The 18,044-nt window shown below is 74.0% G+C and carries 19 protein-coding genes; 9 read left to right on the top strand and 10 right to left on the bottom strand.

What is annotated here, in order from left to right; translation table 11 throughout:
* Window positions 1–957, bottom strand: a complete 957-nt coding sequence (locus ACFZCP_RS22520) for a response regulator (protein WP_391429274.1) — start codon at window positions 955–957, stop codon at window positions 1–3.
* 105 nt (window positions 958–1,062) lie between these two features.
* On the opposite strand from ACFZCP_RS22520, the gene ACFZCP_RS22525 reads away from it, so the two are divergent.
* The 3 genes from ACFZCP_RS22525 to ACFZCP_RS22535 all read left to right on the top strand — a co-directional run bounded on the left by ACFZCP_RS22525 (window position 1,063) and on the right by ACFZCP_RS22535 (window position 3,589).
* Window positions 1,063–1,797, top strand: coding sequence for a glycosyltransferase (locus ACFZCP_RS22525; protein WP_391429276.1), 735 nt, complete (start codon window positions 1,063–1,065; stop codon window positions 1,795–1,797).
* A 443-nt stretch (window positions 1,798–2,240) separates the two neighbouring features.
* Window positions 2,241–2,852, top strand: coding sequence for a DUF2064 domain-containing protein (locus ACFZCP_RS22530; RefSeq protein WP_391429278.1), 612 nt, complete (start codon window positions 2,241–2,243; stop codon window positions 2,850–2,852).
* Window positions 2,849–3,589 (top strand): methyltransferase domain-containing protein, encoded by a 741-nt coding sequence (locus ACFZCP_RS22535; RefSeq protein ID WP_391429279.1) that lies wholly within the window; start codon window positions 2,849–2,851, stop codon window positions 3,587–3,589. Before ACFZCP_RS22530 ends, ACFZCP_RS22535 begins: the two co-directional genes overlap by 4 nt.
* On the opposite strand, the gene ACFZCP_RS22540 is transcribed toward ACFZCP_RS22535, so the two are convergent.
* Both ACFZCP_RS22540 and ACFZCP_RS22545 read right to left on the bottom strand, forming a co-directional pair.
* On the bottom strand, window positions 3,478–3,936 hold the full coding sequence (locus ACFZCP_RS22540; protein ID WP_391429282.1) for a hypothetical protein: 459 nt from the start codon (window positions 3,934–3,936) through the stop codon (window positions 3,478–3,480). The genes ACFZCP_RS22535 and ACFZCP_RS22540 overlap by 112 nt on opposite strands.
* Complete coding sequence (locus ACFZCP_RS22545; RefSeq protein ID WP_391429284.1) at window positions 3,936–5,180, bottom strand: molybdopterin-dependent oxidoreductase; 1,245 nt, start codon at window positions 5,178–5,180, stop codon at window positions 3,936–3,938. Before ACFZCP_RS22545 ends, ACFZCP_RS22540 begins: the two co-directional genes overlap by 1 nt.
* Window positions 5,181–5,335: 155 nt before the next feature.
* Between ACFZCP_RS22545 and ACFZCP_RS22550 the strand changes: the two genes are divergently transcribed.
* From ACFZCP_RS22550 to ACFZCP_RS22560, 3 genes are all read left to right on the top strand, one after another.
* Window positions 5,336–6,679, top strand: a complete 1,344-nt coding sequence (locus tag ACFZCP_RS22550) for a hypothetical protein (RefSeq protein ID WP_391429565.1) — start codon at window positions 5,336–5,338, stop codon at window positions 6,677–6,679.
* Window positions 6,680–6,847: 168 nt separating this feature from the next.
* Window positions 6,848–7,312 carry a hypothetical protein gene (locus ACFZCP_RS22555; RefSeq protein WP_362689074.1) on the top strand — a complete coding sequence of 155 codons (465 nt, stop codon included), beginning with the start codon at window positions 6,848–6,850 and terminating at the stop codon, window positions 7,310–7,312.
* On the top strand, window positions 7,309–7,650 hold the full coding sequence (locus tag ACFZCP_RS22560; protein WP_391429287.1) for a transcriptional regulator: 342 nt from the start codon (window positions 7,309–7,311) through the stop codon (window positions 7,648–7,650). Before ACFZCP_RS22555 ends, ACFZCP_RS22560 begins: the two co-directional genes overlap by 4 nt.
* Before the next feature lie 23 nt (window positions 7,651–7,673).
* On the opposite strand, the gene ACFZCP_RS22565 is transcribed toward ACFZCP_RS22560, so the two are convergent.
* From ACFZCP_RS22565 to ACFZCP_RS22575, 3 genes are all read right to left on the bottom strand, one after another.
* Window positions 7,674–8,612, bottom strand: a complete 939-nt coding sequence (locus ACFZCP_RS22565) for an MIP family channel protein (protein WP_391429289.1) — start codon at window positions 8,610–8,612, stop codon at window positions 7,674–7,676.
* Between the two features lie 109 nt (window positions 8,613–8,721).
* Window positions 8,722–9,387, bottom strand: a complete 666-nt coding sequence (locus ACFZCP_RS22570; protein WP_362689065.1) for an SDR family NAD(P)-dependent oxidoreductase — start codon at window positions 9,385–9,387, stop codon at window positions 8,722–8,724.
* 216 nt (window positions 9,388–9,603) lie between these two features.
* Window positions 9,604–10,275 carry a DUF4328 domain-containing protein gene (locus ACFZCP_RS22575; protein WP_391429292.1) on the bottom strand — a complete coding sequence of 224 codons (672 nt, stop codon included), beginning with the start codon at window positions 10,273–10,275 and terminating at the stop codon, window positions 9,604–9,606.
* Between the two features lie 290 nt (window positions 10,276–10,565).
* Between ACFZCP_RS22575 and ACFZCP_RS22580 the strand changes: the two genes are divergently transcribed.
* Window positions 10,566–11,300 (top strand): DUF4232 domain-containing protein, encoded by a 735-nt coding sequence (locus ACFZCP_RS22580; RefSeq protein WP_391429294.1) that lies wholly within the window; start codon window positions 10,566–10,568, stop codon window positions 11,298–11,300.
* A gap of 91 nt (window positions 11,301–11,391) precedes the next feature.
* On the opposite strand, the gene ACFZCP_RS22585 is transcribed toward ACFZCP_RS22580, so the two are convergent.
* On the bottom strand, window positions 11,392–12,099 hold the full coding sequence (locus ACFZCP_RS22585) for a DUF6445 family protein (protein ID WP_391429296.1): 708 nt from the start codon (window positions 12,097–12,099) through the stop codon (window positions 11,392–11,394).
* Between the two features lie 273 nt (window positions 12,100–12,372).
* Here ACFZCP_RS22585 and ACFZCP_RS22590 point away from each other — a divergent pair, with 273 nt between their 5' ends.
* Complete coding sequence (locus tag ACFZCP_RS22590) at window positions 12,373–13,116, top strand: DUF4142 domain-containing protein (protein WP_391429567.1); 744 nt, start codon at window positions 12,373–12,375, stop codon at window positions 13,114–13,116.
* Here the strand turns inward: ACFZCP_RS22590 and ACFZCP_RS22595 are convergent.
* The gene (locus ACFZCP_RS22595; RefSeq protein ID WP_391429299.1) at window positions 13,113–14,792 is read right to left on the bottom strand and encodes an alpha-amylase family glycosyl hydrolase; all 1,680 of its coding nucleotides are present in this window, start codon (window positions 14,790–14,792) and stop codon (window positions 13,113–13,115) included. The genes ACFZCP_RS22590 and ACFZCP_RS22595 overlap by 4 nt on opposite strands.
* 102 nt (window positions 14,793–14,894) lie before the next feature.
* Between ACFZCP_RS22595 and ACFZCP_RS22600 the strand changes: the two genes are divergently transcribed.
* Window positions 14,895–15,242: a nuclear transport factor 2 family protein gene (locus ACFZCP_RS22600; protein ID WP_391429301.1), complete on the top strand. Its 348-nt coding sequence runs from the start codon at window positions 14,895–14,897 to the stop codon at window positions 15,240–15,242.
* On the opposite strand, the gene ACFZCP_RS22605 is transcribed toward ACFZCP_RS22600, so the two are convergent.
* Together ACFZCP_RS22605 and thrS are read right to left on the bottom strand one after the other, a co-directional pair.
* Window positions 15,239–16,204 carry a nucleoside hydrolase gene (locus tag ACFZCP_RS22605; RefSeq protein WP_391429303.1) on the bottom strand — a complete coding sequence of 322 codons (966 nt, stop codon included), beginning with the start codon at window positions 16,202–16,204 and terminating at the stop codon, window positions 15,239–15,241. The genes ACFZCP_RS22600 and ACFZCP_RS22605 overlap by 4 nt on opposite strands.
* Before the next feature lie 220 nt (window positions 16,205–16,424).
* Window positions 16,425–17,639 (bottom strand): threonine--tRNA ligase, encoded by a 1,215-nt coding sequence (gene thrS, locus ACFZCP_RS22610; protein WP_391429569.1) that lies wholly within the window; start codon window positions 17,637–17,639, stop codon window positions 16,425–16,427.
* Window positions 17,640–18,044: the final 405 nt, after the last annotated feature.

Here is an 18,044-nt window from a genome sequence, read left to right on the forward strand (position 1 = left end):
TCAGCCGCGCTCCTTCCCGTACTCCGCGGGCTTCGCACCGGCTGCGGGCTCCGCACCCTCGCCGGCCTTCGCGCCCACTGCGGGATCGGCGCCCGCAGCGGGAGTCGCGTCCGTCCCGAGCTTCGTGTCCGTCCCGAGCTTCGTGTCCGTCCCGAGCTTCGTGTCCGCCCCGGGACTCGCGCCCGTCCCGGGACTCGCGTTCCCGGTGTCCTTCGGGTCCTCTCCGGCCGGGTCGAAGCGGTAGCCGACCCCCCAGACCGTCCGGATGAGCCGGGGGCTTGCGGGGTCGTCCTCGATCTTGCCGCGCAGACGGCGGACGTGGACGGTGACGGTCGACAGGTCACCGAAGTCCCAGCCCCACACCTCCCGCATCAGCTCCTCGCGGCCGAAGGCCCGGCCCGGGTGCCGCAGGAAGAAGGCGAGCAGATCGAACTCGCGGAGGGTCAGGGCGAGGTCGGTGCCGTTCTTGGCCGCGCGGCGGGCCGTCGCGTCGACCGTCAGACCGGCCGCGCCCAGCGGGCCGCGCGGCACGGCGGGCCGGGCGCGGCGCAGCACCGACTCCACCCGCAGCACCAGTTCGCGCGGGCTGAACGGCTTGGTGACGTAGTCGTCGGCGCCCACCTCCAGGCCGAGGATGCGGTCGTCCTCGTCGCCGCGCGCGGTGAGCATGACCACCGGCACCGGGCCGCTCTCGCGCAGCCGCCGGCACACCTCCAGGCCGTCCATGCCGGGCAGCATCAGGTCCAGCACCACCAGGTCGGGCCGGTGGGCGGCGGCCCGGGCGAGGGCGGCCGGGCCGTCGGCGGCCCCGTCGACGGCGTACCCGGCGCGCTCCAGGTACCCCGTGACGACCTCGGCGACCGTCGGGTCGTCGTCGACGACGAGGATCCGGCCCCGGGAGCCCGGCGGCTGCCCGGTGTCCGGTCCGGCGTGTGGGGATGCGTACGGCTGCTGCATGCCTTCCACCCTGTCACCACGTCGCCGCCGCGGCTCGGGCCGGGCTCCGACGTCCGCGTTTCGTAAGGAGGCGATGCCCGCTTTGCCCCGGTTCTGGTTCGTAGGGTGAACGCCGTGACGACCTTCTCCCCGCCCCCGTCCGACGTGGATGTCGTGCTGCCCTGCCTGAACGAGGCCGAGGCCCTGCCCTGGGTTCTCGCCCGCATCCCGGCCGGCTGGCGCGCCCTCGTCGTCGACAACGGCTCCACCGACGGCTCCGCCGAACTGGCCCGCGCACTCGGTGCGACGGTCGTGCACGAGGAGCGGCGGGGCTTCGGCGCCGCCTGCCACGCCGGGCTGCTGGCCGCCACCGCCGAGGTGGTGTGCTTCTGCGACTGCGACGCCTCCCTCGACCCCGCGCAGCTGGTCCCGTTCGTCCGCGAGATCCGGGCCGGCGAGGCCGATCTGGTGCTGGGCCGGCGCCGCCCGCAGAGTCGCGGGGCCTGGCCGGCCCACGCCCGTGCCGGCAACCTCGCGCTCGCCCGCCTCCTGCGGCGCCGCACCGGGCTGCGGCTGCACGACCTCGGCCCGCTGCGGGCCGGCCGCCGGGTCCCCCTCCTCGGCCTCGGCCTCACGGACCGGCGCAGCGGCTATCCCCTCCAGATGGTGGTGCGCGCCGCCGACGCGGGGTGGCGCATCGCCGAGCACGACGTCCCGTATCTGCCCCGCACCGGTGCGTCGAAGGTCACCGGCACGTGGCGTGGGACCTGGCAGGCGGTGCGGGACATGAGCGGGGTGCTGAAGGAGCCCGCGCGGGTGCCGGTCGGTGGGGGCCGGTCGCGCAGTTCCCCGCGCCCCTGACGAGTCGCAGCACCGGCTGCCGCGAAGGCGCCGCGACCGGCTCGCCGTGGGGCCGCCACCCCAGAGCAACCACCGGCCGGTGGGGGCCCCTCGCGCAGTCCCCCGCGCCCCCGAGGGGGGGCGACCCCGCCGGCTGCAAGGGCGCCGGAGCCGACCGGCTGCGGGTTCGCCGCAGTTGCTCAAGTGCCGGTCCGTGGGGGCCGGTCGCGCCGTTTCCCGCGCCCCTGAGGGGGTGCAGCACCGGCTGCCGCCAAGGCGCCGCGGCCGGCTCGCCGTGGGGCCGCCGCCCCAGAGCAACCACCGGCCGGTGGGGGCCCCTCGCGCAGTTCCCCGCGCCCCTGACGAGTTGCAGCACCGGCTGCCGCGAAGGCGCTGTGGCCGGCTCGCCGTAGGAGCCCTCGTATGACCTCCATCCGACCGCACCACACCCCAGGAAGGCGCAGATGACCACTCTTCTCGTCATCGCCAAGGAGCCGAGGCCCGGGCGGGTCAAGACGCGGCTCACCCCGCCCTTCTCCGCCGAGCAGGCCGCCGCCCTCGCCGAGGCCTCGCTCGTCGACACCCTGCGCGCGGTGGCCGGGGCCCCGGCCACGCGCCGCGTGCTCGTGCTCGACGGCCGGCCGGGCCCCTGGCTGCCGCCCGGCTTCGACGTCCTGCCCCAGTGCGAGGGCGGTCTGGACGCCCGCCTCGCCGACGCCTTCGGCCACTGCTCCGGCCCCGCCCTGTTGATCGGCATGGACACCCCGCAGGTCACCCCGGAGCTGCTCACCGTGGACTTCGCGGACTGCGACGCCTGGTTCGGCCCGGCCGAGGACGGCGGCTTCTGGGCGCTGGGCCTGGCCCGCCCCGAACCCGCGCTGCTGCGGGGCGTGCCGATGTCCACGCCGCGGACCGGGACCGTGCAGCGGGAGCGTCTGCTGGCCGCCGGGCTGCGGGTGCGGGACCTGCCCCGGCTGCGGGACGTGGACACCGCCGCCGACGCCCGCGCGGTGGCCGCCCTCGCTCCGCACGGCACGTTCGCCGCGCGGCTGGCCGACTGCGCGGCCGCGCGATGAGCCGCCCGACGGGTGTCACCGTCGCCCCGCCCGCCTGGGCCGCCTGTGACCCGTACGCCGTCGCCCTGCGCACCGGCCGCGGTCCGCTGTTCCTGCGCCGCGCCGACGGCTGGCTGCTGCCGCTGGAGGTGGAGCGCTGGTGCGCCGGCGCGGACGCCGTGGACCGGGCGGTGCTGGACCGCTGCGAGGGCGCGGTCCTGGACGTCGGCTGCGGCCCGGGCCGGCTGGTGGCGGAACTCGCCGCCCGGGGCCGTACCGTCCTCGGTGTCGACGTCAGCGAGGCCGCCGTGACCCGCACCGTCACGGTCGGCGGGCAGGCGCTGCGCCGCTCGGTCTTCGATCCGCTGCCCGGCGAGGGCCGCTGGGGCACCGTGCTGCTCATGGACGGCAACATCGGCATCGGCGGCGACCCCGGCGCGCTGGTGCACCGGATGGGCCAACTGCTGCGCGCGGGCGGACTGTTGATCGTCGAGACCGCGCCGCAGGATCTCGACGAACGCGCCGAGGTGCAGGTCGTCGACATCGACCACGGACGGGCGAGGAGGGGCGAGCCGTTCTGGTGGGCGCGGGTCGGGACCCCGGCCCTGCTCCGGCTGGCGGACCGGGCCGGGTGGCGCACGGACGCTCAGTGGACGGCCGGCGAGCGCCGCTTCGTCGCCCTGCGCACCTGCACCGCGAGCACCAGCGCCGAGCCGCCGAAGAGCAGGGCGGTGATCAGCAGCCAGCGGCCGAGGTAGACGTCCGCCGACTGGCCGGCGGCCAGTCGGTAGCGCGGGCCCACCAGGTCGAGGATCAGCGGGAACCAGACGAGCAGCAGCAGTCCCGACAGCGCGGCCGGTACCCGCACGTACGGCGTCCACGCGCGCCGCCCGGCCGCGTCGAGCCCGTGGACGAGGACCCGGTCCGCCGCCGCGTACAGCGGCACCAGGACGAGGTCGTGCAGCAGGGCGGCCCCGACGATCCACAGGGCCACCCCGAACCAGTCGCCGGCGAACAGCCGTACCCCGGCATACCCGGCGAGCGCGAACGAGCAGGCGAGCAGCAGCAGTTGGAACGGGCTGCCGAGCGGCAGGCGGCGCAGCATCACAGGTCTCCGAAGGTCAGCCGGGCCACCCACTTGGTGTTGAGCACACCGGGCGCGGCGGGGACGATGATCCGCGCCGGGTAGCCGTGGTCGGGGGACAGGTCCTCGCCGTTGACGGTCAGGGCGAGCAGGGAGCGCGGGTCGGCCACCTGGTTGGACCTGAGGGCCGCGCGGCGGAAGGCGCCGTGCCGTTGCACCGACTCCACGAACACGTCCGGCGGGTCGCCGTCGTGGCCGACGAGCGCCGCGAGGTCGCGCAGCCGCACCCCGCGCCACCACTGGTCGGCGGTGGACCAGCCCTCCACGCAGGCGATCGGCAACGACGAGCTGTGCAGGGGCATCTGCAGCAGCTGGGCGCGGCTGAGGCGGACGGTTCCGGTGCGTCCGGTGACGACGAGCCGCCACGCCTCCTCCCCCGTCTCCGCCGCGTCGATCCCGGCGTAGGCGGCCGTCTTGTTGATCTGGAAGCCGTTGGGGCCGCCGTTCGGATCGGTGCCGCCGTGCGGTGCGAGCAGGGCCGTGCGGCGGAAGGGGCCGCCCAGGCTCTGCCCGACCGTGGTCAGGAACAGCAGCAGCGAGCCGCCGCCGACCAGCCACAGCGCCCCGCGCCGGGAGACCGTGGCCGGGGCGGGGTCCGGGGAGAGGAGGTCGTCGTCCTCGTCCTCGGCCTCGCGCAGCCGCCGTCGTACGGCCCGCATCGCCTTCGGGGTCTTCAGTACGGCGTGGACCACGAACGCGGCGAAGAACACCCAGGCGCCGTAGAAGTGCAGCGGGTAGAAGGAGCCCGGGAAGACGTAGTCCAGCTGGACGTTGAGCACGCCGGTGGTGAACTCGAACAGTCCGCCGCCGACGAGCAGCAGCAGTGAGATCCGCTCCAGCGCGTGCGCGAGGGAGCGGGCCGGCGGCAGCGTGAACAGCTTCGGCACCACCGACCACAGCTTGGCCAGCAGCACCGGGACCAGGGTGATGCCGAGGGTGACGTGGACGCCCTGGGTGAACCGGTACAGCCACACCGGGCCGGTCGGCCACGGGAAGAGGTAGAAGCCGAGGATCCCCTTGTCCGGGGTCGTGTCGTTGACCCGGGACAGGCCGGGGTTGTAGGCCGCGTAGGACACCAGGCCGGTCACGAACAGCACGGTGATGCCGGCCAGCAGCACGAGGCCGAGCACCGAGGTGAACCAGGTGCCGCGCAGGGGGCTGCGCCAGAAACCGGGGGAGGTGGGGAGCCGGGGATGGTCTCGCATGTCCCGACCGTAAGCCGCGAAACACCCCGGAAGGGGGGCGCAACCCATGACGAAACGCTGACGTCCGGCCCGTACGACGACTCCCGCGCGGCCATGCGGCCTAGCGTGCCGATGTGATCCGCTCCCGCCCCGACGCACCGCACGCCCCGTCCGCCGTGCCCCCCTCCCGGCCCGCCGCACGGGCCCTGCGCGGCGACCTGTACGCCGCCGCGGCCGCCGCCCTGCTCGTGACGGTGGCCGTGCTGGTCGGCCGCCACATCCAGTTCACCCGGCACACCCTGTTCGTGCGCTGGCCGCCGGTGTTCGCCGACTGGGACCCGCACGTGGGTCCCGGCACCCCGGCCGCCGTCCTCCTCGCGGCGGCCGGCGTGGCGTACGGGCCGACGCTGGCCGCCCGGCTGTCCTGGCGCGCCCTGCTCCCGGTGTCGTGGGCGGCCTCGACGGCCTGGATCCTGTCGCTCGCCCTCGTCGACGGCTGGCAGTGGGGCGTCGCGACCCGCCTCACCAGGCGCGAGGAGTACCTGCGGGTGATCGGCCGCTTCCACGACATCCCGGCCGCCCTGCGCGACTTCACCCACCACATCGTCGACGGCACCCCGAGTCCCTGGCCGGCCCATGTCGCCGGTCACCCGCCCGGTGCCACGCTCACCTTCGTCCTCCTGGACCGGATCGGGCTGCGGGGCGGGGGCTGGGCCGGGATGTGGTGCATCATCGTCGGCGCGACGGCCTGCGTGGCGGTGCTGGTCGCGGTGCGGGCCCTTGCGGACGAGGCGCTCGCCCGCCGCGCGGCCCCGTTCCTGGTGCTCGCTCCGGCGGCGGTCTGGCTGGGCACGTCGGCCGACGCGTACTTCGCCGCGGTGGCCGCCTGGTCGGTGGCCCTGCTCGCCCTCGCGGTCACCCGCAGCTCCCTGCCCTGCGCGGCCGCCTCCGGTCTGCTGTTCGGCCTGACCTGCTATCTGTCGTACGGCCTCACGCTCATCGCGCTGACCGGCGCGGTGGTGCTGTTCCTGGGCCGGGCCCAGGTGCGTGCGCGCCCGGCGCTCCTCGCGGCCCTGCTCGCCGGACTCGCCGTCGTGCCGCTGGCGTTCACGCTCGCGGGGTTCGACTGGTGGACGGCGTACCACCTGCTGGTGACCCGTTACTATCAGGGCATCGGCGGCACCCGCCCCTACGGTTACTGGGTGTGGGCCAACCTGGCCTGTACGGCCCTGATCACGGGCCTGGCGACGGCGGCCGGGCTGCACCGCACCGCCCTCGCCCTCACCCGTCGCGCCTCACCCGCCCGCACCCGGCTCGCCCTGCTCGTCGCCGCCGCGTTGCTGGCGCTGCTGATCGCCGACCTGTCCGGGATGAGCAAGGCGGAGACCGAGCGCATCTGGCTGCCGTTCGCGATGTGGTTGCTCCCGGCGTGCGCGTATCTGCCCCGTCCACGGCTCTGGCTCACCGCCCAGGCGGTCCTGGCCCTGCTCCTCAACCATCTGCTGCTGACCGGCTGGTGAGGGCGCGGTCCACACCCTGTGGACGACGGCCCGGACCTGTTCTTCCGCCCGGCCCGCCAAGCCCTGGTCCGCACGCGGAAAGTACTTGCATTCTTGGAAAGTATTCTCCATGCTGACGGTACACGGGGCGGCACGACCGGCCGCCCCTCGCGCACAGGAGGCGGCAACGTGGACAGCACGGGGGAATCCATGGACGTACGGCGGGCGCAGGACGCGCTCGACGCCGCATGCGCCGCGCGGGCCGCGGCACGCGCGGCGAGCGACCGGCGGACCAGGCCCCGGGGCTGGGCCGTCGGCCAGGCCCTGACCTTCGCCGCCGCCTTCACGGCACTGGGCCTCGCCGACCGCCGGCACCAGTGGGCGCCCTGGCTCGCCACCGGCGCGCTGCTGAGCGCGATCGCCTTCCTCGCCCTGGTCTGGCTCGGCGCTCACCACGGCGGGGTGACGCGCTGGTTCGAACGGAGGCGCGACCTGGGCCGGTGGGCCTGGCGCAGCTGGCTGTTGCCCCTCGCCACCGTCGCCGTGAGCCTGCTGGCCGCGATCCCCTACGGCACGACGGGCTGGCTGGTGGCCTTCGGCCTGGCCGGCGGCGTGGAGCACCTGCTGCGCGCGAGGGGGACGGCGTCGGCATGACCTGCACACCCGAGCCCCCCGCCCTGGACCGCGAACTCCACCACCCCACCCGGCTGGCGCTGGCCGCCTACCTCTCCGCGTGCGGCGAGGCGGAGTTCGCCGTCCTGCGGGACTACTGCCAGGTGTCCGACTCGACGATGAGCAAGACGCTCGCCGCCCTGGAGAAGACGGGCTACGTCAGCATCCGCAAGGGCTACTTCGGCAAGCGCCCGCGCACCTGGGCCGCCCTCACGCTCTCGGGCCGCCGGGCGCTCGCCCGCCATCTCGCGGCCCTGGAGGAGATCGCGTCGGCGGCCCGCAGGGCGGGAGCGGAGACGGGCGATCCGCCGGGCCTTTGAGAGGTGCCGGCCCGCGCCGCTCCTCACTCCTCCTCGACGGGCCGCGTGCGTCCGGGCTCGGGCAGTTCGGCCATCTGCTGGCGCACCACCAGCACATCGCCGATGAACAGGTCGTAGACCAGGACCCCGATCACGCCACCGACCAGCGGCCCGACGATCGGGATCCACCAATAGCCGCTGAACGAACCGGCCACACTGCCCGGGAAGGCCAGGCTGTCCCATCCCGCCAGCCAGGTGAACAGCCGCGGGCCGAAGTCGCGGGCCGGGTTGATGGCATACCCGGCGTTGGCCCCGTAGGACATGCCGATGGCGGCGACCGCGAAGCCCACCAGCAGCGGGCCGAGGTTGGCCTTGACGGCCTGGTTGCGCAGGTCGACGAGAGCGACGATGAACATGACCAGGAACGCCGTGCCGACGATCTGGTCGATCAGGGGACCCCAGACGCCGCCGTGGAAGTACGGGGCCGGGAAGGTGGCGAAGATGGAGAACGTGGCGTTCGTGTGCCCGTTCACCTTCGGCCCGGTCACGGCATGGTCGTAGGCGTTGATCGCATGGTGGTAGACGAGGTAGACCAGCGCCGCCCCGGCGAACGCGCCCAGGACCTGCGAGAAGATGTACGGCAGCACCTTGGCCCAGGCGAACCCGCGGCGCACGGCCATCGCCACGGTCACCGCCGGGTTGAGATGGGCACCGCTGACGCCGCCGGCCACATACACGCCGAAGGTGACGGCGAGGGCCCAGCCCCATGCGATCAGCAGCCAGTCGCCGGCCGCGAGGAAGATCGTCGTGGGGGTGGCCGCGCGGCCCGAGCCGGGCAGTGCCGCGACCGCCATCGCGACCACGCCGCAGCCGAAGGAGATGAGGACGAAGGTCCCTAGGAACTCCGCCGTGCATTCGCCCAGCAGACCGCCCCGGCTTCTGAACCGGGACGGCTTGATGAGCGAAGGGATTTCGACAGCCATGGAGGCCCCCTTGATAGAGAGCTATGCGGCCAACATCACCATATTGGCGCATAAACTCTCTTCACGCAGGACGACGCGATCTCCGGCCCGGGCGCCCCGGCGCCCGCGGTCAGATGTCCAGGTCGTCGGCGTAGTGCCGGAAACCGTGCCGGTCCTGGTGCATGCCCCACAGGGTGTCCGCGAGCGCGGAAGGGTCCTTGCGCACGTGCCCCGGCGTGATGGCCCCCGGAATCACCAGCTGCGCGACATGGATCCCCTCGGCGGCGAGCCGGTCGTGCAGCAGATGCCCGTACGCGCTCTCCGCGGCGAAGGCGATGGAGGTCCCGGCCCGGTCCGGATGCGGTACGGCGGCCGACCCGCCGTTGACGAAGAAGATGGTCCCGCGGCCCAGCGCGCGCATGCCCGGCAGCACCTGCTGCACCGCCGCCACCGGCCCGTAGACCGAGAACTCGATCGGCCCGAGCAGGTCCCGGTGCCGGGTCTCCAGCACGGGCCGCATGAAGTCCCGGTGCGGGACGGGGCTGTACTGCAGCACCTCCACGGTCCCGAGCGCGGTGGCCGCGGCCTGAAGGGCGGCCGCCAGCTGCTCCGGCCGGCGCACGTCGGCGGGGAACCCGCGCGCCGTGACGTGATGGGCCGCGAGTTCGTCCACCAGGTCGTCCAGCCGCTGCCGGTCCCGGGCGACGAGGGCGACACCGAATCCCTCCCGCCCGAACCGGCGTGCGACGGCGGCGCCCAGACCGGGCCCAGCGCCCACGATGGCAATCGTGCTCATGGGGAAATCCTTGCCCCTGCCGCGGGACGCCACCACCCGCACGCCTCCGGGTGACCCGCACGCCGCACGGCACCCGCACCCGCACGCGGCCCGGCGCCCGTCGCAGGACGCCGCTGGGCGCTCGTCGCACGGTGCCGCACGGCGCCAGTCGTACGACGACGGCGCCGCACACGCCCCGGAGCCCACGCCCACGCCCTGTGCCACCGCACCTTGCTCCTACCGGATCCGCTCCGCCTGTACGGCGGTGACGGCCCGGACGACGAACGCGCCGGCCACGGCGGCGCCGACGACCGCGGCGTCGGACAGGAGCAGCGGCCAGACCTCGTGGTACGCGCGGGCGATGATCTCGTCGGTGGAGTCCGAGTAGACGAACCCGACCCCGCTGAGCATCCCGATCAGCCAGAGCCCCCACCACACGTTGACGCAGGCCGGCAGCTTCCGCCCGGGCGCCGTGGTCCGGTACGCGTCGGCGACGATCCCGCGCGGGAACCACAGGTTCACGACGGGCACGATCCACCCGAGCAGGACCCAGATCCCGGCGTACTTGGGCGCTTGCCCGGACAGCGTCTGCGCGTTGTCCCGCACCCTCCACAGCCAGGAGAGAAAGAGGAGCGCACACAGCAGGGCGAGGCCGCCCCCCAACGAGCTGACGAGGTGGTACGAGTCCTCCAGCGCGTTGAGCGGCCGGTGCACCCCCTCCCCCTGGTCCGGCGGTCCCGAGGCGGGCTCCCCCGCCATGGCCAGCCTGATCTCCCACACACCCCGTAGGGCCCACCCGAGGCCCGCGAGCAACAACGCCCCGACGGTCAGACGCTCCGCCACCCGAACGGGCCGCAGGGCGAGGGGCGGTACGGACCGGTCCGCATGCTCGGCTATCTCTTCGTTCACCGGCCCATCGTGGCGCACGCCGGCCCGCACTCGCCAGCCGGTCCCGGCGCTGTGCGGCCCCTCGTTCCCCCGAAGGGAGCTTCCCCGTATGTGCGGGACCGAAGGCCGGTCGACACTGCTGCTCGGGCGGGTTCGCCGGCGCACGCTCCTCGTTACGGACGTGACGTACCCGGGACGCCCCCGTGACAGCAATCTCCGAACTTCCGCCCGGAGGGCCACATCAAATGGGTTGTCCGACACAGAGCCGGACCGAAGTCCGGAACACCACCACACCACAGCTGGGGGACCCCATGCCCAACCGTCGCGTGCACCTTCGCCTTCGCCGGAGCGCCCTGGCCCTGACCGGTGCCGCCGCCCTGATGGCGATGCTCACGGCCTGCAACGGCGGCGGCAGCGCGCCGAAGTCCGTCTCCGGCGACGCCTCCCCGGCACCCGCCGGCTCGCAGACGCCGGCCTCCGGCGGCTCGGCTTCCGGCGGCTCGGCTTCCGGCGGCTCGTCCTCCGGTGCTTCGTCCTCCGGCGGCTCGTCCTCCGCGGGTTCGGCCGGCACCACCGGGAGCAAGAACGGCGGCACCGGCGCGGCCGCCGGCGGCCCGGCGGCCGCGGGCTCGACGCCCTCCTGCCAGGCCTCCCAGCTCGGTTACTCCTGGGCAGGCACCCGGGCGGCGCCCTCCGGCGGCGGCCAGAAGCAGGCCGTGGTGGCGCTCACCAACAAGAGCGGGCACGCCTGCGCCCTGTACGGCTTCCCGGGCGTCGACCTGGTCAACGGCGGCGAGCAGTGGTCCCTGCAGCGCTCGGGCACCACACCGCAGCCGGTCACCGTGGCCGCCGGCGCGTCCGCCCACTTCACCATCACCTATCTGGCATGGCAGAAGGGCGACTCCGCCCCGTTCCAGCCGACCACCGTGGTCATCACCGCGCCGAACCAGCGCACCTCCTACGACCTGCCCTGGCGGTTCGGGGCGGTCCTGAAGCAGGACGGCGCCACCCACCCCGGCACCTTCGTCGGCCCGGTCGGCAAGTGACGGCTGCTGTCACCCGGCCGGGCGACGAGTACTGGACCCTCCACGGCATGCCCCGGTGCACCGCCACCAGCGCCGGCGGTGGCGGACCGGGTCAGGCCATCCAGAAGAAGACCGCCGTCATGCGCTTCTCCTCCAGCTCCTTGCCGAAGTAACCGGTCGCGCTGTGCACGAGGTTGGCGTTGTAGAGGAGCAGGCGGTTGTACCGGTGCGGGACGCGGACGTCCTCCTCGAAGGCGTCCGGGGCGACGAAACGGGTGCCGAGGGCCTCGACGAGGTTGTTGTGCGGGGCCTGCACGACGTTGCCGCCGAGCCGGCCGCCGGGCAGCGACTGGCGGTAGAAGCTGGTGCCGCAGTCCTTGGGGACGTGCGGGTTCAGGTAGAGCACGGCCGCATACCGGCACAGCGCGCGGGAGTCGGTGTGCGGACGGGGCTCGCTCTCGCCCTCGCCGACCACCTGCACGCAGTTGTGGTTGAGGGTGCCGCCGCCGGGCGCCTGCTGCACCCACAGCTCCCCGGCCCCGGTCGCCTTCTTCACCAGCCGCTCGATGCGGGCGAGTTCACCGGGTTCCAGACCGGGCATGGCGCGCAGTCCGGGCCACGTCTCGGAGGTGTACGGATACCCCTCGACCCAGTCGTCCTTGGCCAGACACCTCGTCCGCACGGCGTCGACGTCCGGCAGTACGTCGTCCAGCACCCAGTAGTCGCGGCCCTTGGTGGGCTTGCGGTAGGGCAGGACGGGGAGCGCGGCGGGAGCCGGCGGGCGTGAGGCGGGCCTTCTGGGCGGGGGCTGTGGGGGCATGCGGCGAATCTAGGCCTGCGTACCCCCTCCTGCTCCCGAGGAATGGTCAACCTTTCGCCAACGGCCGCCCAAGCGGCGCCCGGTGGATCCCGGTCCTCCGCACCCGCCCGGACGACGGCCCCGGCGAATCTTTACCCGGATCACCGATACGAATCGCCTCCGCATCCGTACTGCTGTGCGTCCCATCCGCCTCCGGGCGGGATCCACGACCGGACAGGAGTCACGGTGCGCATTTCGCGGAACGCGACGGGAACTCTCTTCGTGGGCGGTGCGATGGCCCTGACCCTCGCCGCCCTCGTCTACCCGAGCATGCTCGGGGTGAGCACCGTCTCCACCTCGCCGGACCGGGTCATCGCCCAGACCCAGTGGGGACCGCTCACCGAGTCCGACCGGGACTTCGTGGTCAAGGTGCGGGCGGCCGGGCTGTGGGAGTACCCGGTGGGCCAGATGGGGCTGCAGAAGGGCACCACGAAGGGCGTCATCGAGGCCAGCAAGCACCTGGTCGACGGACACGCCGCACTGGACACCACGTGCCGCAAGATCGCGCCGATGCTGAACATCACGCTGCCCAACATCGCAAGCCCCCAGCAGGAGGGCTTCGTCAACACGCTGCAGTCGGACGGCGGCAAGAAGTTCGACAGCGACTTCGCCAACATCCTGCGGATGACCCACGGCTCGATCTTCAACACGGTCGCGAAGATCCGGTCCACGACCAAGAACTCGCTGGTGCGCGCCCTGGCCGACCAGGCCAACGACACCGTGCTCGACCACATCACGGTCATGGAGAGGACCGGTCTGGTCGACTTCGACCAGACTCTCTTCCAGCAGACCACCCCGCCGAAACTGCCCTCCTCCGACCTGACCCCGCCGCCTCCGCCCGCGGGCCAGCCGGAGGTGGTGCTCACACCGCCGCCGAACGCCACCTCCACTCCGGTGGACATCAACGGCATCGCCGGCGGCTCGGGCGCCGGCGGCAACGCCTCACCGGGCCCCAGCCCGACCCCCACCGCCGGCTAGATGCAGCCTCCCGGTCGGACGGCCGGGCGCGGGGCGAGCCAGACCGTGGTGTCCGGCGGGAGGGTTCCCGCCGGCGCCGACGGGGTGCTGCTCAGCAGGACCTCGCCCGGCGGCAGCGGCACCGGTCGGGTGGTGAGGTTGGTGACGCACCGCCAGGTGTCGGTGCGCGCGAAGTCCAGCACCCCGGGCGGGGCGCCGGGCGTCCAGGTGAGCGTCTCGCCCTCCAGGAGCTTGCGGCGCAGCCTGAGGGCCGTGCGGTACAGCTCCAGGGTGGAGCCCTCGGTGCCGGCCTGTGCCTCGACGGCGTACGGCGCGAAGGACGCCGGCTGGGGCAGCCAGGCCGCGCCGGGCCCGAAGCCGTACGACGGTCCGGTCGTCGTCCACGGCAGCGGCACCCGGCAGCCGTCCCGGCCCTTGCGGGCATGGCCCGTCTGCTCCCAGACCGGGTCCTGCAGCAGTTCGGCGGGCAGGTCGGCGACCTCGGGCAGGCCGAGTTCCTCGCCCTGGTAGACGTACGCCGATCCGGGCAGCGCCAGCATCAGCAGGGTCGCTGCCCGGGCCCGGCCGAGGCCCGACTCCGGGTCGACCGCCGGGGTCCGGCCGCCGGAGAGCAGCCAGGCGTTGTCGTCGGCGCCGGGCGGCAGCATCAGCCGGGAGGCATGGCGCACGACGTCGTGGTTGGAGAGCACCCAGGTGGCGGAGGCGCCTGCGGTACGGGCGGTGGCCAGGGAGCCGGCGATGACCTCGCGCAGCTCGTCCGCATCCCATCCGGCCTGGAGGTACTCGAAGTTGAAGGCCTGGCCGAGTTCGTCCGGGCGCGCGTACAGGGCACGGCGGGCGTCCGGGACCCAGGCCTCGGCGACGGCGGTGCGCGGCGGGGTGTAGGCGTCGAAGATCTTGCGCCAGTCGCGGTAGATCTCGTGGACCTCGTCGCGGTCCCAGTAGGGGTGTGTGCCGGGCGCCACCCGCTTCAGGGCCTCCTCACCCGTCGCGCCCAGGCCGGCGACGTCCCGCAGCGGGTCGGTCAGGTCCTTGGCCAGCCCGTGGGCGACGTCGATGCGGAAGCCGTCCACGCCGCGGTCGGACCAGAAGCGCAGGGTGGTGCGGAAGTCGGCGCGGACCTCCTCGTTCGCCCAGTTCAGGTCGGGCTGTTCGGGGGCGAAGAGGTGCAGGTACCAGTCGCCGTCGGGGGTGCGCCGCCACGCGCTGCCGCCGAAGACCGACTGCCAGTCGGTGGGCGGGAGTTCGCCGTGGGTGCCGCGGCCGGGGCGAAAGACGTAGCGGTCACGGGCGGCGGAGCCGGGCCCCGCGCGCAGGGCCTCCCGGAACCAGGGGTGCCGGTGCGAGGTGTGGTTGGGGACGATGTCGACGACGACCTTCAGGCCGAGCCGGTGGGCCTCGGCGGCCAGCGTGTCGAAGTCGTCCAGGGTCCCCAGGCGCGGGTCGACGTCCCGGTGGCCGGCCACGTCGTAGCCGCCGTCGGCGAGTTCGGAGGGGTAGAAGGGGCTGAGCCACAGGGCGTCGACGCCCAGCGTGGCGAGATGACCGAGGCGCTCGGTGACGCCCCTCAGGTCGCCGAGACCGTCGCCGTCGGCGTCGGCGAAGCTGCGCGGATAGACCTGGTAGATGACGGCCTGGCGCCACCAGTCGGGGTTGCGGGAGGAGAGGTCTGCCATGCGGGCTCCCTTCGGACGGGACGAGCGTGGGTCCACCGCTGACTCTGTCCACCTTGCCCGGAAAGGGAACCTTCGCCCTGTGCGCGGGCGTACGGTGGCCGCATGACCGACAGTCCGGCAGACGCCGTCGAGGCCGCGTTCCGGCACTACCTGGCGCAGGACCGGGCCGCGGCCCGCCCCCTGTACGCCGACGACTTCACCTTCACCAGCCCGCAGGACGACCACATCGGCAAGGCCGCCTTCTTCGACCGGTGCTTCCCGACGGCCGACCGGCTCCGGGAACAGCGGATGCTGCACGTCACCATGGCCGACGACGAACTCGTCCTCGCCCACTACGAGTACGAGCTGACGACGGGCGACCGGTACCGCAACGTCGAGGCGATCACCGTACGCGACGGCCTCATCCGGGAGGTGCAGGTGTTCTTCGGCGGCAGGGTGGGCAGCCGCTAGGGCCGCTCCACGGTCTGCAGGTACAGCTTCACGTACCGGTCCACGTCCACGTCCAGCGCCACGTCCACCAGGGCCTGTTCGCGGGCGCCCTCGTGGATCTCGGACTCACCCGGACGCGGCCTGCGGTCCACGATCGTCTGGCCCCGGGCCGGGCCGGGGGCGAGGGACACCTCGACGGGCAGCAGCCGGGTGGTGAGGCCCTCCGGGTCCGCGACCGCGCACACCGCGCCCGCGTCGCCGAGGCCGCCGGCCGGGTCGTCGCCGTCGAGGTCGGGCGCGGACGGGCGGTGGGCCAGCAGTTCGCCGGCCAGCCGGGTGCCCGGCTCCGCGCTCTCCCGCAGCCGCCGTACGTCCGCGCCCGGGACGACGACCCGGGTGAACACGTCGAGCCCGTACATGGTGATCGGCACCCCGGCGGTGAGCAGGACCGCCGCCGCCTCCGGGTCGTGCCAGACGTTGAACTCGGCGACGGGCGTGGCGTTCCCGGTGGCGACCGCGCCGCCCATGAAGACGATCCGCTCGATGTTCCCGGTCACCTCCGGGTGGGTGCGCAGCAGCAGCGCGATGTTGGTGAGCGGTGCGGTCGGGATCAGGGTGACCGGGCGCGGGGAGGCGAGGATCTCCCGGCGCAGCAGGGTCACCGCGTCCACGTCGACGGGGGCGCGGGTCGACGCGAGCAGGCCCAGGTCGCCCATGCCGTCCGCGCCGTGCACGTGCCGGGCCGAGCGGGCCGGCTCGATCAGCGGGCGGGCGGCGCCCCGCGCCACCGGGATGCCGGGGGCGCCCGCGTGTTCCAGCACGGTCAGGGTGTTGCGCACCACCCCGTCGACGTCCGTGTTCCCGGCCACACAGGTCACCGCCCTCAGGTCCAGGCCCGGGTGGCGCACGGCGAGGAGGAGGGCCAGGGCGTCGTCGACGCCGGTGTCGCAGTCGATGATCACGGGGATGGGCTGTCCGGTCACGGCGGACTCCTTCCGTCGTGACCGACCCTAGTGCCCCCACAGGCAACGTTCGCCCCGTCGCGACGCCCGGCACGCCCTCTCGCCGCACCGGCCGGAAGCCCGAGTACATCCAGTACGAGGACTTCCGGACGGCACTCCCCCAGCCTTCGGCCGGGGGACCCCCGGAGCACGCACCGGACGCCGCTCCATCACGGGCAGACGGTGCCTGCCGGGCACCGGATCAGGTCCAGAGCGCGGTGCCCCGTGCCGCCACCCGTTCGGCGATCCGGTCCAGCAGTTCGGGTACGGGCAGGGCGCCGGGGCGCCGCCCGTCCCGCAGGCGTACGGCCGCGAGGTCCGCGCCGGCCTCCCGCTCGCCGATCACCGCCTGGTACGGGACCAGGCGGGCCGCGCGGACCCGGGCGCCGAGGGTGCCCTGCGCGGGGGTGGCGAGGTCGGCGCGCAGCCCCCGGGAGACGGCCTGGCGGACCACCGCCGCCGCCGGCTCCACCTGGTCCTCGCCGACCGGCAGCACGACCAGCTGCACGGGCGCGAGCCATGCCGGGAAGGCCCCGGCGTGGGACTCGACGAGGTGGGCCACGGCCCGCTCCACGCTGCCGATGATGCTGCGGTGCACCATCACCGGACGGTGCCTGGCCCCGTCGGCGCCGATGTAGTGCAGGTCGAAGCGGGCGGGCTGGTGGAAGTCGATCTGCACGGTGGACAGGGTCGACTCGCGTCCCGCCGGGTCCGCGATCTGCACGTCGATCTTGGGCCCGTAGAAGGCGGCCTCGCCCTCGACCTCCTCGTACGCCACGCCGCTCTCGGCGAGGACCTCCCTCAGCAGTGCGGTGGCCCGGCGCCACAGGCCGGGGTCGGCGACGTACTTGCCGCCCTCGCCGGGCAGCGAGAGGCGGTGGCGTACGGCCTCGATGCCGAGGTCGGCGTAGGCGCGGGCGATCAGCTCCAGGGCGGCGCGGGCCTCGTCGACGGCCTGGTCGGGGGTGCAGAAGATGTGCGCGTCGTTCAGCTGGATGGCGCGCACACGGGTCAGGCCGCCGAGGACGCCGGACCGTTCGGCGCGGTACATGGTGCCCAGCTCGGCGATGCGCAGGGGCAGTTCGCGGTAGCTGTGGGAGCGGGAGCGGTAGACCAGGGCGTGGTGGGGGCAGAGGCTGGGGCGCAGGACGACCTCCTCCGCGCCCAGTCTCATCGGCGGGTACATGTCGTCGCGGTAGTGGTCCCAGTGCCCGGAGATCTCGTACAGCTCGCGTTTGCCGAGCGCGGGGGAGTACACGTGCCGGTATCCCGCGGCGCGTTCCGCCTCCCGGACGTACTCCTCCAGGGTGTGGCGCACGACGGCCCCGTCGGGGAGCCAGTAGGGCAGGCCCGCGCCCATGAGCGGGTCGGTGTCGAACAGGCCGAGCTCGCGGCCCAGACGGCGGTGGTCGGGCATCCGGCCGTTCATGGGGTCGCCCATGGCGTCGCCCCCGAGGTCGTTCATGGCCTCGCCCCCGGGGTCGTTCATGGCATCGGCCACGGGGCCGTTCCTGGCTTCGCGCACAGGGTTGTTGCGTGCATGCATCGGGTCGTTCACGGGGGGGGCTCCTCGGTGAGGGAGGCGAACGTCCCGGAACACACCGAAGCCCCGGGGCGTTCGCCCCGGGGCTTCGGACTGGGTCAGGAGTCAGCGCGCCGGGACGGTCTCCGGCGTCGTCGTGCTCTTCGGGCACTGCTGGGCGCGCTGCATGCGGCGACCGTAACAGCGCCGCCCTCGCACGGGCCACGGATTTTCCTCCCCTCACCCCCTTGGCCCCCGCCGCCCCCGCGGCCCCTCACCCGGACGGCCCGGAGCGCTGGT

The organism is Streptomyces sp. NPDC007971, from assembly GCF_042958635.1.
Classification (GTDB): Bacteria; Actinomycetota; Actinomycetes; order Streptomycetales; family Streptomycetaceae; genus Streptomyces.

Coding starts and splice junctions, on each gene's coding strand:
- ACFZCP_RS22600 (WP_391429301.1), top strand. CDS start 14,895: ATGACCGACAGTCCGGCAGACGCCGTCGAGGCCGCGTTCCGGCACTAC.
- ACFZCP_RS22585 (WP_391429296.1), bottom strand. CDS start 12,099: ATGCCCCCACAGCCCCCGCCCAGAAGGCCCGCCTCACGCCCGCCGGCT.
- ACFZCP_RS22580 (WP_391429294.1), top strand. CDS start 10,566: ATGCCCAACCGTCGCGTGCACCTTCGCCTTCGCCGGAGCGCCCTGGCC.
- ACFZCP_RS22595 (WP_391429299.1), bottom strand. CDS start 14,792: ATGGCAGACCTCTCCTCCCGCAACCCCGACTGGTGGCGCCAGGCCGTC.
- ACFZCP_RS22560 (WP_391429287.1), top strand. CDS start 7,309: ATGACCTGCACACCCGAGCCCCCCGCCCTGGACCGCGAACTCCACCAC.
- ACFZCP_RS22540 (WP_391429282.1), bottom strand. CDS start 3,936: ATGCTGCGCCGCCTGCCGCTCGGCAGCCCGTTCCAACTGCTGCTGCTC.
- ACFZCP_RS22535 (WP_391429279.1), top strand. CDS start 2,849: ATGAGCCGCCCGACGGGTGTCACCGTCGCCCCGCCCGCCTGGGCCGCC.
- ACFZCP_RS22590 (WP_391429567.1), top strand. CDS start 12,373: ATGGCCCTGACCCTCGCCGCCCTCGTCTACCCGAGCATGCTCGGGGTG.
- thrS (WP_391429569.1), bottom strand. CDS start 17,639: ATGCCCGACCACCGCCGTCTGGGCCGCGAGCTCGGCCTGTTCGACACC.
- ACFZCP_RS22570 (WP_362689065.1), bottom strand. CDS start 9,387: ATGAGCACGATTGCCATCGTGGGCGCTGGGCCCGGTCTGGGCGCCGCC.
- ACFZCP_RS22530 (WP_391429278.1), top strand. CDS start 2,241: ATGACCACTCTTCTCGTCATCGCCAAGGAGCCGAGGCCCGGGCGGGTC.
- ACFZCP_RS22520 (WP_391429274.1), bottom strand. CDS start 957: ATGCAGCAGCCGTACGCATCCCCACACGCCGGACCGGACACCGGGCAG.
- ACFZCP_RS22565 (WP_391429289.1), bottom strand. CDS start 8,612: ATGGCTGTCGAAATCCCTTCGCTCATCAAGCCGTCCCGGTTCAGAAGC.
- ACFZCP_RS22545 (WP_391429284.1), bottom strand. CDS start 5,180: ATGCGAGACCATCCCCGGCTCCCCACCTCCCCCGGTTTCTGGCGCAGC.